We start from the raw sequence: 14,042 nt of genomic DNA, 5'->3' as shown, positions 1-14,042 counted from the left end.
AAAAAAACTCGGAAATACTACCGCAACTTCTTCGACTTTGGGGCCTATTTGGGTTGTTTCACCACAGAGAACCAGAGGCACAGAGAAAAAAATCTCAGAAATACTACCGCAAAGGATTTTAAGGGGCGCAGAGAGGAAGAGGGGGAGAGGGGGGGGATGTGAGAAAGGGAGATTTATTAAAATTTGGTGCGACTTCATTGGAACTTCTTCGACCTGGTGGCCTATTTGATTTATTGAACTTTTATTGCCGTTATAGACCTCTCCGCTTAGCTGCGGTCGAGGTGACGGTGGAGTTTATTGTGACCAATTTGGAATTGCAATGTTGTTTTCACCACAGAGGACCAGAGGCACAGAAGAGAAAAAACTCGGAAATACTACCGCGAAGATTTTTAAGGGGCGCAGAGAGAGAGGGGGAGAATGTGATTATGAGAGTTGGTTAAGGGGTGATTTATTTAAACTTGGTGTGACTTCTTTTTTTTACTTGGTGTGACTTTGTGACCAATTTGATTTGCGCGCTATGTTTTTCTTCTGATTTGAAGATCGGGGGGTGAGGGAAACGGTATTAAATTCCAAAGATTGAGATTTTTAGAGTATCTTTGTGGAAAAAATTGCCGTAATGACCGAAATTTCTCATAAAGCCGGATTTGTAAATATCGTGGGTAAGCCGAATGTGGGGAAATCCACGCTCATGAATGCCCTGGTGGGAGAGAGGCTCTCCATCATTTCCTCCAAGGCACAGACCACACGCCACCGTATCCTGGGGATCATGAACGATGACAATTACCAGATTGTCTTCTCCGACACCCCCGGCATGCTGAAGCCCAAATACGAGTTGCACAAAAGTATGATGAGCTTCGTCAACATGTCCCTGGAGGATGCCGACGTGATCGTGTTTGTGACCGACCTCTATGAGAACGATGAGGAAATCGAGGAGGTGATCGAAAAGATCAACAAATCAGGGGTGCCTGTGCTGCTGGTCATCAACAAGATCGACCTCAACAAAGAGGACCAACTCGACAAGGTGACCGCTTACTGGACCGAAAGGGTGAAGCATGAGCTGGTAATCCCGATATCCGCGGCTGAGAATTTCAACATCCAAAAGGTGCTTGACGAGATCCTGGAGAGGCTGCCCGAGCATGCGCCCTTCTATGATAAAGAGGAACTTACCGACCGTCCGGAACGTTTCTTCGCTTCTGAGATTATCCGGGAGAAGATTTTCACCAACTACAAGAAGGAAATCCCCTACAGCACGGAAGTGGCTATTGTGGACTTTTTCGAGGAGGAAAACATCATCCGTATCCGTGCCGAAATCTACGTGGAAAGAAGCAGCCAAAAGGGCATCATCATAGGTGACAAAGGCAGCGCGCTCAAGCGTGTGGGCATACAGGCAAGGGAAGAACTGGAAAGGTTCTTCGCAAAGAAGGTTTTTCTGGAGACCCACGTGAAGGTGGAGGAGAACTGGAGAAAAAACAAAAACAAATTAAGAAGATTTGGTTACGACCAATAAGAGACGAGAACAGCAATGTCGAATATAGTAGCAATAGTAGGAAGGCCAAACGTGGGGAAATCCACGTTTTTTAATAGGTTGGTAGAGGAAAGAAAGGCCATTGAGGACAACATGAGCGGGGTGACGCGTGACCGCCATTATGGCCATGCCCAGTGGGGCGGCAAATTCTTCTCCGTGATCGATACGGGGGGATATGTGATCGGTTCGGACGATGTGTACGAAGCCGAGATCAGAAAGCAGGTAAAACTTGCTGTGGAAGAGGCTTCCGTGATTCTTTTTGTGGTGGATTGCTTTGACGGTCTTACGGATCTGGACAAGGAATTTGCCAACGAGTTGAGGTCATCGAAAAAGCCCATCTTTATAGTGGCCAACAAGGCCGACAACCAGGAGCGCCTGTTGATGGCCAATGAGTTTTATTCCCTTGGTTTGGGTGAAAACGAAGTGTTTCCCATCGCCGCGGTAAGTGGTGCGGGCACGGGTGACCTTTTGGATGAGGTGATCAAGCACCTTAGTGAGGATGGATTGGAGGATCCGGATTTCGGAATTCCGAAGATTTCCATTTTGGGAAGGCCAAACGTGGGTAAATCCTCGTTTCTAAACGCTCTTTTGGGTAAGGAAAGGTCTATCGTAACTGATGAAGCCGGTACTACCAGGGATGCTATCCATACGCGATACAAGCTTTACGGAAAGGATTTTATCATTACCGATACAGCCGGGATCCGTAAGAAAGCCAAAGTAAAAGAGGATATTGAGTTCTATTCTGTGATGCGCTCGCTGCGTACGCTGGAGGAATCCGATGTGGTGATCGTGATGGTAGATGCCACTAGGGGTCTTGAGGCCCAGGATGTGAATCTGATTTCACTTGCGATCAAAAACAGCAAGGGGGTAATGATCATGGTCAACAAATGGGACCTTATAGAAAAGGACCACAAAACCATGGAGAGATTCAAGGAGGATATGATGGAAAAGCTTGGTGAAAACAAGTGGATCCCGATCATCTTTACCTCTGTGATGGGCAAACAGCGTATTTTCCAGGCTATCGAGCTTGCCGTGGAGGTATATGAAAATAAAACCAGAAAGGTGCCTACATCAAAGTTGAACGACAAGATGTTGGCCGAAATCGAGCGTTATCCGCCGCCGGCATACAAGGGGAAGTATATCAAGATCAAATACATCACCCAGTTGCCAACCAGAAATCCTGTGTTTGCCTTTTTCTGCAACCTGCCCCAGTATATCAAATCCCCCTATACGAGATATCTGGAAAACAGAATAAGAGAGCATTTTGATTTTAAAGGAGTTCCAATAAAGATTACATATAAGAAGAAATAAAAATAATTTTCGGTGAAAGCTTGACAAATTATAACTTGTGTGTAACTTTGATGCTTAAATTTAAAAGAAATACAAACAACACCATGAAGAAATTATTCGCATTGTTAGCTGTAGCAGGTATGATTTTTACCTCAGCTTGTGGAACTCAAGAAGTAGAGACTGAAGAGAACGTTGAGATCATCGACGAGACTACTGAAGTTGAAGCTGAAGAAATTGAGGCAGAAGAAGTGGAAGTTGAAGTTGAAGAAGAGGAAACTGAAGAGACTGCTGCTTAATCAGCGGTTTATTTAAGAATCAAGAGCCCCGGGAGACTGGGGCTTTTTTTTGTACTAGGTACTAGGTACTATGTACTAAGTTTTCTAGGGTTAACAACCGTGGTTTCCAAAAACACAAAGAAAAACTTAGTGCCTTGGTTTCTTTGTGGCCACTTCTCTCATATTTCCTTAGTGCTCTTCTTTTCCTTGGAGCCCTTCGTGCCCATTTCCAATAACAATTTAAAATGGCCACGAGGCGCAAAGACACAAAGAAAAACTTATTACCTTGGTTCCTTTGTGGCAATTTTTATCATATTCCCTTAGTGCCTCTTTTTATTCCTAAAGATTTTTATATTTGCCAACTGTGGAAAGGAATAAAGAAATCTACCAGGCCTTTTTGGACCATGTGCCGGAGAACGCAGCAGCTTATTGTTATGACCTGTGGAAGGAGGATCCGTTCAGGTTTGTGATTTCAAGGAGCAGGAGCTCCAAGCTGGGGGATTTCAGGTATAGGCGTGACAGGGATGTCCAGACCATCACTATCAATTATGATCTCAATCCCTATCAATTTCTCATTACCTACATCCATGAAGTAGCCCATCACAGGGTTTACCGTGACTTTGGCCTTGGCGTGAGACCTCACGGACCGGAGTGGAAAATGGTGTTCCGCAAACTTTTGGCCCCTATGCTTTCTGACTTGGTTTTTCCCAGGGATATCCTTATCCCGCTGAAAAGACACATGCTCAATCCCAAAGCGAGCAGTGGTGCGGATGTTTTTCTGAGCCGCGAGCTTAAGAAGTATGATCTCAGCTTTCAGGAAGGCTTGAACAGGCCTTTGTTTCTTACTGACATTAAAGTAGGCCAGTCTTTTTCTCTTAGGGGGCGTGTGTTTACGAAAGAGGACACCAGGAGAACTAGGGTAGTATGCCTGGAGGTGGCTTCGGGGAGGAAGTATTTGATTTCGTTGAATGCGGAGGTTGAGGCGGTTTAGGGGTTTAGTCATCCCGAAACGCATAGCTGCGCTGTATGCGTTTCGGGATTGTTTAGGGGGTTGGAGGGGGTAACGAGTACCAAGTACCAAGAACCAAGTACCAAGAACCAAGTACCAAGTACCAAGAACCAAGTACCAAATACAACGTGACAATACTTCCACCATCGGAAGTTTTTCTACCATTCTTAAGTGGTGAAATTATCCGTCGTTCTTGCTTTTGTAGCCCTCCCTACGAGCTTAGTGACTAGTTTAGCGAGAACTCCTTCGTCCTTAGTATATATTCTCGTCTCCTAAACATCTAAACCTCCCGATCCGAGAAGCGGTGATCGGGAATAAACCTGCCTTTGCCGGCAGGCAGGCTTTTAAACCTATTTCTGTCTTTCATAATGCGCAACTGCCGCGCGGACGGAGCCGTGGGTGAGGAGCAGTTGCTGGGCGTGGTCGGCATCTATGCCGGTGGCTTCCATGATCATGCGGGTGCCTCGCTGGACGAGCTTTTCATTGGATAGCTGCATGTCCACCATTTTGTTGCCTTTGACCTTGCCCAATTTGATCATCACGCTGGTGGAGATCATATTGAGGACGAGCTTTTGGGCGGTGCCTGATTTCATTCGGGTACTGCCGGTTACAAATTCAGGGCCTACCACAGCTTCCACCGGGTATTCTGCAGCTTGGGCTACCGGGGTGCCGGAGTTGCAGGTGATGCAGCCGGTGAGCAGGCCTTCTCCCCGGGCTTTGGTCAGGCCCCCAATCACATATGGGGTGGTACCTGAGGCGGCAATTCCGATTACGGTGTCGTTTTGGTTGAATCCGAATTCCTGAATGTCGGGCCAAGCCTGGTTTCGGTCATCCTCGGCATTTTCGACGGCTTTTCTGATGGCCTTGTCACCTCCGGCAATGATGCCGATCACCATGTCGAAGGGTACGCCATAGGTAGGGGGGCACTCACTGGCATCGAGGATGCCCAAGCGACCGCTGGTGCCCGCACCGATATAAAAAAGTCTTCCTCCAGCCTGCATTCTGGGCACGATCTGCTCTATCAGTGCTTCAATCTGCGGCAAGGCTTTCTCCACAGCCAGGGGCACGGTTTTGTCTTCCTTGTTCATGTTGCCGATCAGTTCGGCCACAGTCATGTTTTCCAGGTTGTCGTAATAGGAATTGCTTTCGGTAGTACTCATATTTTCTCTTTGTGAAATAGGGTAAGTCCCGCGATTGGGGTTTCAAGAATGATGTTGACGGATATATTCAGGTCAAAGGCCACCGAACGTAGGATGTCGCTGTTGTAATAGGCTATGGAGCCAACAAAATTGACAGGCTTCTCCTGATAATTGTCATACTTCATGACATGGATCCGGAAGAAATCGTGGAAAGCCTTTTGATATAGCTTGTAGCAGTAGGGGTCGTTTTTATGTTGGGTGATGAATCGGCAAAAGCTTGCCATATACCTTCCCGGGAAGGGTTTTTGGTACACGTTTTCCTGGATGTCCTGGCTGGTGAGCTGGTATTCCTCTATGGCCAAATCGCGCATGTTGTCGGGCATTTCTTCATAGATAAAGTCATGTAGAAACTGCCTTCCAATATAGGATCCCCCTCCTTCATCGCCCAAGATATATCCTGGAGCTGGACGGGTGTTTACAATCTGTTGTCCGTCATAGTCGCAGCTGTTAGACCCTGTACCCAATATGCAGGCGATACCGGCATTGGTTCCGCAGGTGGCGCGGGCCGCTGCCAGGAGGTCGTGGTGTACCTCTATGCTGGCTTTTGGGAATACCTGCTTGAGGGCGTGCTCCACGATTTTGTTGTTTTTGATGCTGGAACATCCCGCCCCATAATAATAAATCTGGGTCACTTCATCCTTGAGGTTGAGCAATGAGGGCTGTTTGAGTCCGGCCACCATTTCCTCCAAGCTTTGGTAGTAGGGGTTGAAGCCTACTGTTCTGAATTGGTTTATCTGTCCTTCGTGTCCTATTGTTCTCCAGTCAGTTTTACTGGAACCGCTATCCGCTATTAATATCATTTTATACTAACTGCCCTATGGGCTCAAATTTATCAAATACATTTTGGGTGTGGGGTGCATCTTTCAGCTCATCGGTCAGATCCTGACCAGCCCAGTGTTCATAATGTTTGCCATTTTTCCAGAGTCTGGAGCTGCTCACATCATACACTTTTCCCGCATAGGCTATCCAAATTTCAGGCTTGTCCTGCCCGTTGCGAAGGGCAAGCTGCTGCCTGGTAATATCTCTCATAATTAATACATTTTGAGCTGGGCATTGATCCAGCGTTCGGGGATCTCCCCGCTTTGGGCAATCTGGTAATCCTGGTAACTGCAGGGGATGATGGTTTCCCTGTCGTATTTTTGGTTGCCGGAATGGGGTACTTCCATCCACCATTTTCCGCTGATGTTGCTTTTGTAGAAAATAAAGGTGGAAGGTTTGGCATCCAGGGATACCGTGTACTTGGTGTAATCGTTGCTTTGAAAGGAAAGGCTGTCCTTGCGATGGTAAAATCCTTCAATGAAGTACCATATCATGGTGGCAATCACCGCGGCTGTTTTATAGCGCGTGTCGTCGTAATAGGGCTGGTACCCATAGATGCCTATGGAGCTTAGCTTTTCGTTCATACCTGCAAACCAACACACCTGGCAGGCTTCTTCGGCGGTGAGGCCAAAGGGCTGTGCATCTGCGGCCCCGGGAGCATCTGCCGACTGGATGGATGAAATGTCAAAGCTCAACAGATCCGCATTCCGGATCAAAGGTTCGATTTCCTTGAAATTCTCCCTCAATTGCCCCAGTCGGACATGGTCAAAGTAAAGCTTTTCCATCACGTTGACCAGGTCGCGGTCGGTCAGGAAGCTTTGATAGGCCAGTTGGGTGTAATTGAAAAGGAAGTTGGGTTGGTGCAGGATGATGTCCTGGGAGTGTACCTCGTTGGGCATTCCCTCATCTTCCATGTCTATTTTGGCATCCACGGTGAGCATGCTGACCAGCTTTTTCATTCCTTCATAAGAGAGGTATTGGCCAAAGTCCAGGTCATGGCTTCCGCCGATATAGATAGGCAGGATCTGCATTTTCATCAACTGTTCGCCTACGGTTTGGATGCGAAGATAGGTCTCTTTCAGGTCCACGCCGTTTCGGAGATTTCCGAGGTCGGCGACTTTATAGTGGCCAAGTCCCCTTTTGAGGTCGTATAATTTCAACCGGATTTCCGTTGCCGCATTTTCGATGGACCTGTTGTCCTTGATTCCCCTTCCGTCAGTAAGTCCGATTATGGCTATCTGCATGCCTTCCAGGTCGGGAAAAGTTTCCCCGTAATGGTGGATATGGCTGAAAAAGGAATTTAGGGGAAATTTGGTCTCGGTGAGGGATTCCGGTATCGGGTCAAAATAGAACTCTAAATCCATAGGTGAATCATTGATAGAATCTAAAATTAATGAATATCCTTTAATTTTTTCCCTTTATGGCATAAAAACAAAAAGCCCCGCGGGTTTCGCGGGGCTTTGTATGTAGTCGGATTAACCTCCGAAGTCGTCAAATCTGATGTTTTCCTTAGGGATTCCCATATCATCTAGCAATTTAAGTACTGCTGAGTTCATCAATGGAGGTCCGCATAGGTAGTACTCAATTTCGTCTGGCTCAGGGTGATCCTTCAGGTAGTTGTCGTACAGCACCTGGTGGATAAACCCTACATAACCGTCACCTTCTTTATCTTCCAAGGACTTCTTGATCTTCCAGTTGTCCTCAGGAAGAGGCTCGGATAGACCGATGTGGAAGTTGAAGTTAGGGAAATCTTTCTCGATGTCTCTGAAGTGAGGCACGTAGAACAATTCTTTCTTGGATCTACCACCGTACCAGTAAGAAACTTTTCTGCCAGTCTTCTCTGTATGGAAAAGGTGGAAGATGTGGGATCTCAATGGAGCCATACCAGCACCACCCCCGATGTAGATCATCTCTCTATCAGTTGGGTTGATGTGGAATTCACCATAAGGACCGGAGATGGTCACCAAGTCGCCCGGCTTACGAGAGAATACGTAAGAAGAACAAACACCTGGGTTGACGTCCATCCACTTGTTGTTGGCCCTATCCCATGGTGGGGTAGCGATACGGATGGTAAGCATTACGATGTTACCTTCAGCAGGGTGGTTGGCCATGGAATAAGCTCTGAAGAGCTCTTCGTCATTTTTCATGGTCAGGTCCCAAAGTCCAAACTTATCCCAGTCGCTCTTGTAAACGTCAGCTGGGTGACCCAACTCTGGATGTGGCGTGATGTCCATATCCTTGAAGTTTACAGTGATGGCCGGAACGTCGATCTGGATATATCCTCCTGATTCGAAATCCAAAGTTTCGCCTTCAGGAAGTTTAACTTTAAATTCTTTGATAAAGGTGGATACGTTGTAGTTGGAAACCACTTCGCAGTCCCACTTCTTGATCCCGAAGATTTCCTCTGGGATGCGGATTCTCATATCCTGTTTTACTTTCACCTGGCAGGAAAGACGAACTTTCTCTTTTTGCTCGGTTCTGCTTAGGTGACCAACTTCCGTTGGAAGGACTTCCCCGCCACCTTCTTCGATGACACACTTACACATCGCGCAAGTACCCCCTCCACCGCAGGCAGAAGGAAGGAAGATTTTCTTACCGCCAAGCGTGTTGAGAAGAGTCGATCCGGCAGAAGCCACGATCGGGTTTTTCTCGTCCCCGTTGACAATAATTTTAACATCCCCTGATTGTACCAGTTTTGACTGGGCAAAAAGCAGGATGAAAACAAGTAGCAAAATAATCAGAGTAAATGCTACAATCGAAGTAATGATTACTGAACTCATTTAACGACTTTTTTCTTTTTGTTTTTCAGTATTATACACCCTCGGTTAAGGGAGTACAAATATATTTATAATTCGGTAAAAACGGCCATTTGAAGCCCCTTTTTTCCCCTTAATCATTCGGGCTGCCCCAGTTAGTTCTTAAGCAACCTCAGTAAGGTGGAAAGCCTGGACTTGAGTTGCCTTCTGTCGATGATGAAATCCAGGAAACCGTGTTCGAGTACAAACTCCGAACTTTGGAAGCCTTTAGGAAGGTCTTTTCCGATGGTTTCGCGGATCACTCGTGGGCCTGCAAACCCTATCAAAGCGCCTGGTTCGGCGATATTGAAGTCGCCCAGCATGGCATAAGATGCGGTAACGCCACCGGTGGTAGGGTCGGTCAAAAGGGAAATGTATGGGATTTTGGCATCATCCAAGAGGGCAAGTTTGGCGGAAGTCTTGGCCATCTGCATCAAACTGAAGCCGGCTTCCATCATTCTGGCGCCTCCTGATTTGGAAATCATCAGGAAGGGTATTTTGTTTTTCAAGGAGTGGTCAATTGCTCTTGCGATCTTCTCGCCCACCACCGAGCCCATGGATCCGCCGATGAAGTTGAAGTCCATACAGGCGATCACGATGTCCTGTCCGTCAATTTTACCCACGGCAGATCTTACGGCATCCTTCAGGTCAGTTTTTTTGATGGTGGCTTCAATTCTTGCCGGATATGGCTTGCTATCGGTGAAATTCAACGGATCACCGCTGGTCATGTTTGCGTCCAATTCTTTGAACTGGTTGTTGTCAAACAGTATTTCGAAATATTCCTTGGAGCCGATTTTGACATGATAATCATCATCTGGACAAACGTATGAGTTGTTTTTTAGCTCGCGGGTGTGAATGATATTTCCTTGAGGGGTTTTGAACCAAAGTCCGTCAGGGGCATCTTTTTTTTCCTCGGTAGAGGTTTTAATTCCTTTATCTGTTCTTTTAAACCAAGCCATATTGTTCTGTTTAAGGCTGAAAATGTTTATTCAGGGAGTACAAATTTATAGGTAATATCCATTAAATAAAACCTAATCTTGAATACCCTTCATTTATTTGCTACAGTTCAGGGATTTTGGGAGCCTTGTCCTGCTCCATTAACACCCTAGTCTTGGGCAATGTTTCGGGATAGTTTTCCTGAAGGAAATTGATCATTTCTTCCCTGATGTAGCAGCGCAGGTCAAATGCCGAAGGGCTGTCCCGAGCGCTCATCAGGCAGCGGAGTTCCACCACCCTTTCCCGCACATCGGTCACCTGCAGCACCTGTACTTTGCCGTCCCAGAGGGGTGTGGCGTCCAGGAGTTCTTTTAATTTGGTCTTCAGGGTTTTTACCGGCACGGTGTGGTCCACGTATAAAAAGACTGTGCCCCAGATGTTGGCTGTGGTGCGGGTCCAATTCTGGAATGGCTTTTCTATAAAATAGTTGATCGGCAGGATGAGCCGCCGCTGATCCCAGATGCGGACCACCACATAGGTGAGGTTGATCTCCTCGATTTTTCCCCATTCCCCTTCTACCACCACCACATCGTCGATCCTGATGGGTTGGGTAAAAGCTATCTGAAACCCTGCAAGGAGGTTGGCAATGGATCTTTGAGCGGCAAAACCTATGATCAATCCGGCAATCCCGGCAGAGGTGAGCAGTCCGGCCCCGATTTTCCTGGCGGTCTCTATGCTCATCAGGATAAAAGCAAAGGCTACTATGACAATAATGAGTACGATGATCTTGCGGATAAAATCCAGTTGGGTGAAAATCCTTCTCTCCCTTAGGTTGTCATCCTTTTCAAAGTTATAATGTTCAATGAAATAATAGCGAAGCACATTGGTGAGCTCAATGAAAATCCATGCAATATTGATGATCAGGAAAATCTGGAAGAGCACATGGGACCGGATATAGGCCATGGTTTCCGGGGACACGTAGGGTTCGGCAATCGGCCATAAGATGAAAAACAGGGCGAATTTCAAGGAGTGGGAAAACCGCATCATGGCCCTTTGCGCTTTTGGCAGCTTGGGTTTATAGAAGATCTTAGCCACCAAGGGGAAAACCAAGTAGACCAAAAGATGACTTAAAAGCATGGTAAGCACTAATGCGGAGAAGAAAACCAATTGTTCTTGCATAGGTGAATAGGTTGGATGTAATAGGTTGTGGTTAAAATTTGCTTCAATAAATGTACAAAAAATATAATATGTGGTAAATTAAGGTCTGCAAAGGGCCCTATCCTTACAATTACCCAAGATATTTATGCCATTAGTCACTCTATATATACTTTCAGCAGTAGTCCTTGTGGGGGCTTATTTTCTGTATGGGAAGTATGTGTTCCGGAAATTCAAGATCAACAATGCCAACCTGACCCCTTCCCACAAACACCGGGACGGGGTTGATTATATACCGAGCAAGCCAGTGGTGGTGTTGGGCCATCACTTTGCCTCTATTGCGGGAGCGGGCCCGATCGTGGGGCCGATTATCGCAGTGGCTTTTGGATGGATCCCGGCCGTGATCTGGATTCTGGTGGGTGGGATATTTTTCGGTGCTGTCCATGATCTCGGCAGCATGGTGGCCTCGCTTCGGAATGAGGGCAAATCCATTGGTGTGATTATTCAAAACAACATTGGGGAAAAGGGAAAGCAGCTTTTCGTGGTTTTCAGCTTTTCAACCTTGATATTGATTATCGGGGTTTTTGCCGACATTATTGCCAAGACCTTTGTGTCCAACCCCGGGGTGGCTACTGCTTCAATACTGTTTATTGGTCTTGCTGTCGCGTTTGGTTGGGTGAGCAAGCAGGTGAGGTCACGGATGCAATTTGTGGTGGCCTCTGTGGCTGGGGTGGTGTTGATGTATTATTTTGTGTATCTGGGGATGCAGCATCCATTTGTGCTTTCCTATGAATTATGGATCGGGATTTTGCTGGCTTATGGCTTCGTGGCCTCGGTAGCCCCAGTTTCCATCCTTTTACAGCCAAGGGATTATCTAAACAGCTTTTTGCTTTACGGGCTGATGTTAGCTGCCATTGTTGGGGTGGTGGTAGCCAATCCCACCATCGAGATGGATACACAGGTGCAGTTTAAGGCAGAAAATCTGGGGTATCTCTTTCCAGTCTTATTTGTGACCATAGCCTGTGGGGCGATCAGCGGCTTCCATTCCCTGGTAGCCTCAGGGACTACCTCAAAGCAGATAGACCAAGAAAAGGATGTTAAGTTAATCGGTTTTGGAGGAATGCTGATAGAGTCATTTCTGGCCATCATTTCCATTGGGGCTGTGATTGTGATCAGCCGGCAGGAATATAACCTGAGGTTATCTGATGAGGGGCCGGTGAGTCTGTTTGCCGATGGGCTGGGGGGTATGGTGACTACCCTGGGCCTGTCTCCGGCCTTTGCGGTGGGCTTTGTGGCACTTACGGTTTCGGCTTTTGCCTTGACGACACTCGATACCTGTACGCGGTTGGCTAGATTTACTTTTCAGGAGTACTTCGAGCAATCCCAAAGCAGGCCTGGTCGTTTCTTTGGTGAAAACCGCTATGCATCTACTTTCATCGTGATCGTGCTGAGTGCCCTGTTGTTGCTTTCGGGTGGGTTTGCAAATCTTTGGCCGATTTTTGGCTCTGCAAATCAATTGTTGGCAGCCTTGGCTTTGCTCACGGTGGCCGTATGGCTGATTAGGCAGCAGATCAATGCAAAATTTGTGTTGATCCCCATGTTTTTCATGTTTGCTGTAACTATTAGCTCGTTAATTTTGTTTGCTTGGCAAAATTATCAGGCCGGCGCCTATGTGCTTGCCGTGATAGCGGTGAGCCTTTGTGTATTATCCCTAGTGCTGATGGCCTTGGCCAGAAAAAACTTAGCGTCAACAGTTCCGACAAAAATCAAAACATGAGAAAATCGCCTATATTTATTTTTTTCCTTCTGTTTGTAGCCTTTTTTCAGGTGGGGTGTGAAAATGTATCCCCAGAGGATTTGGATGACAATGCTGCCAGGGACCTGCGTTCGGCTCGAAGACCCATTGGAGCCGCAGCCCGTGAAATCCTTTCCAGTCAGCATTTCCAGTCCCTGCAGTTGGAGATCCAATATATGGTAGGCTTTGAGCCCACGCCGGGCTTGGTGGACAACATTAGGGAGTTTCTTGAGGAACTGACAAATAAGCCAGGTGGAATAGATATCTATTTGACCGCAATAGCTCCCGGCAGGCAAGAAAGCTATTCCATCGCCGATATCCGAGCCATTGAAGACGCCAACCGGAGTTCCTACAACCAAGGTCGGAAAGTGGGGCTTTACCTGTTGATCTTGGATGGGTATTCTGCCGAGGATACAGGAGGAAGCTTCACGTTTGGGTTGGTGCACAGGAGCAATTCCATTGCATTGTTTGGAAGAAGGATGCGGGAAAACTCCGACACCGTGGGAAGGCCCAGCCGGTCACTTTTGGAAAACACCGTCACCCGCCATGAGATAGGGCACCTGATGGGCTTGGTAAATGTGGGTTCCGACATGGTGGAGCCCCACGAGGATCCCAACCACGGTGGCCATTGCGACAATTCCAGCTGCCTGATGTATTGGGCGGTAGAAACTGCCGGCCTGCTGAACGTCATCGATGGCGGCTTCATCCCTCCTTTGGATGAGAATTGCAGGAATGATATCAGGGCGAATGGAGGAAGATAGGAGGGGAAGTATGAAGGGCTCTTCGCGGAGGTAAAGGGACACAGAGTTTTCCTCTTCGCGGAGTAATTGGCCACAAAGTGCACGAAGTTTCACAAAGGCCTCTACGCGGAGGTAAAGGGACACGGAGTTTCTCAGAGTTTGGCACAGAGTTACACGGAGTTTGCCACTTCGCGGAAGAAATTGGCCACAAAGTGCACAAAGTTTCACAAAGGCCTCTTCGCGGAAATTAAGGGACACGGAGTTTCTCAGAGTTTGGCACAGAGTTGCACGGAGTTTTTTTGGCGACCAGTCCATTTGCCATTCGGATTTGCTCCTGTTCAAAGGCAGACTCTAATGGGCGGGAGAATGTAGAATGATGAATGATGAATAATAAATGCTTGCCCGCTACGCCACGGCGCACAGGCGTGGCGGGAATAATGAAGTAATTCTCAGTACAATGTTACCCCATCCGAAGAGCGCAGCTCGGAGGGAGGGTCACGAAAG

At 47.3% G+C, this 14,042-nt stretch carries 13 protein-coding genes; 6 read left to right on the top strand and 7 right to left on the bottom strand.

The window, feature by feature from the left end; genetic code table 11:
- Nucleotides 1–616: 616 nt before the first annotated feature.
- From era to KIH41_RS17110, 4 genes are all read left to right on the top strand, one after another.
- On the top strand, nt 617–1,507 hold the full coding sequence (era, locus tag KIH41_RS17125; protein WP_214163196.1) for a GTPase Era: 891 nt from the start codon (nt 617–619) through the stop codon (nt 1,505–1,507).
- A 15-nt stretch (nt 1,508–1,522) separates the two neighbouring features.
- Entirely contained in the window at nt 1,523–2,836 is a 1,314-nt protein-coding gene (gene der / locus KIH41_RS17120; protein ID WP_213943314.1) for a ribosome biogenesis GTPase Der, read from the top strand.
- A gap of 83 nt (nt 2,837–2,919) precedes the next feature.
- Nucleotides 2,920–3,111: a hypothetical protein gene (locus tag KIH41_RS17115; RefSeq protein ID WP_213944162.1), complete on the top strand. Its 192-nt coding sequence runs from the start codon at nt 2,920–2,922 to the stop codon at nt 3,109–3,111.
- A 343-nt stretch (nt 3,112–3,454) separates the two neighbouring features.
- On the top strand, nt 3,455–4,081 hold the full coding sequence (locus KIH41_RS17110) for a transcription elongation protein SprT (protein ID WP_214163195.1): 627 nt from the start codon (nt 3,455–3,457) through the stop codon (nt 4,079–4,081).
- Between the two features lie 368 nt (nt 4,082–4,449).
- On the opposite strand, the gene murQ is transcribed toward KIH41_RS17110, so the two are convergent.
- The 7 genes from murQ to KIH41_RS17075 form a co-directional block, all read right to left on the bottom strand.
- The gene (murQ, locus tag KIH41_RS17105; RefSeq protein ID WP_214163194.1) at nt 4,450–5,259 is read right to left on the bottom strand and encodes an N-acetylmuramic acid 6-phosphate etherase; all 810 of its coding nucleotides are present in this window, start codon (nt 5,257–5,259) and stop codon (nt 4,450–4,452) included.
- The gene (locus KIH41_RS17100; protein ID WP_213943318.1) at nt 5,256–6,098 is read right to left on the bottom strand and encodes an N-acetylglucosamine kinase; all 843 of its coding nucleotides are present in this window, start codon (nt 6,096–6,098) and stop codon (nt 5,256–5,258) included. The genes murQ and KIH41_RS17100 overlap by 4 nt, the downstream gene beginning before the upstream one ends.
- A gap of 1 nt (nt 6,099) precedes the next feature.
- Nucleotides 6,100–6,327 (bottom strand): cytochrome b5 domain-containing protein, encoded by a 228-nt coding sequence (locus tag KIH41_RS17095; RefSeq protein WP_213943319.1) that lies wholly within the window; start codon nt 6,325–6,327, stop codon nt 6,100–6,102.
- Between the two features lie 2 nt (nt 6,328–6,329).
- Nucleotides 6,330–7,481 (bottom strand): formimidoylglutamase, encoded by a 1,152-nt coding sequence (locus tag KIH41_RS17090; RefSeq protein ID WP_213943320.1) that lies wholly within the window; start codon nt 7,479–7,481, stop codon nt 6,330–6,332.
- 111 nt (nt 7,482–7,592) lie between these two features.
- Nucleotides 7,593–8,897 (bottom strand): NADH:ubiquinone reductase (Na(+)-transporting) subunit F, encoded by a 1,305-nt coding sequence (gene nqrF / locus KIH41_RS17085; RefSeq protein WP_213943321.1) that lies wholly within the window; start codon nt 8,895–8,897, stop codon nt 7,593–7,595.
- Between the two features lie 131 nt (nt 8,898–9,028).
- On the bottom strand, nt 9,029–9,871 hold the full coding sequence (accD, locus tag KIH41_RS17080; RefSeq protein ID WP_214163193.1) for an acetyl-CoA carboxylase, carboxyltransferase subunit beta: 843 nt from the start codon (nt 9,869–9,871) through the stop codon (nt 9,029–9,031).
- 100 nt (nt 9,872–9,971) lie between these two features.
- A complete protein-coding gene (locus KIH41_RS17075) occupies nt 9,972–11,027 on the bottom strand; it encodes a mechanosensitive ion channel family protein (protein ID WP_214163192.1) in 1,056 nt (351 codons plus the stop codon).
- 124 nt (nt 11,028–11,151) lie between these two features.
- On the opposite strand from KIH41_RS17075, the gene KIH41_RS17070 reads away from it, so the two are divergent.
- Together KIH41_RS17070 and KIH41_RS17065 are read left to right on the top strand one after the other, a co-directional pair.
- A complete protein-coding gene (locus KIH41_RS17070; RefSeq protein WP_214163191.1) occupies nt 11,152–12,780 on the top strand; it encodes a carbon starvation CstA family protein in 1,629 nt (542 codons plus the stop codon).
- Entirely contained in the window at nt 12,777–13,559 is a 783-nt protein-coding gene (locus tag KIH41_RS17065) for a hypothetical protein (RefSeq protein ID WP_214163190.1), read from the top strand. Before KIH41_RS17070 ends, KIH41_RS17065 begins: the two co-directional genes overlap by 4 nt.
- Nucleotides 13,560–14,042 lie beyond the last annotated feature (483 nt).

Origin of the sequence: Litoribacter ruber (genome assembly GCF_018500185.1) — a bacterium.
Lineage (GTDB): Bacteria > Bacteroidota > Bacteroidia > Cytophagales > Cyclobacteriaceae > Litoribacter > Litoribacter ruber.
This window is presented reverse-complemented; position numbering and strand designations above follow the sequence as displayed.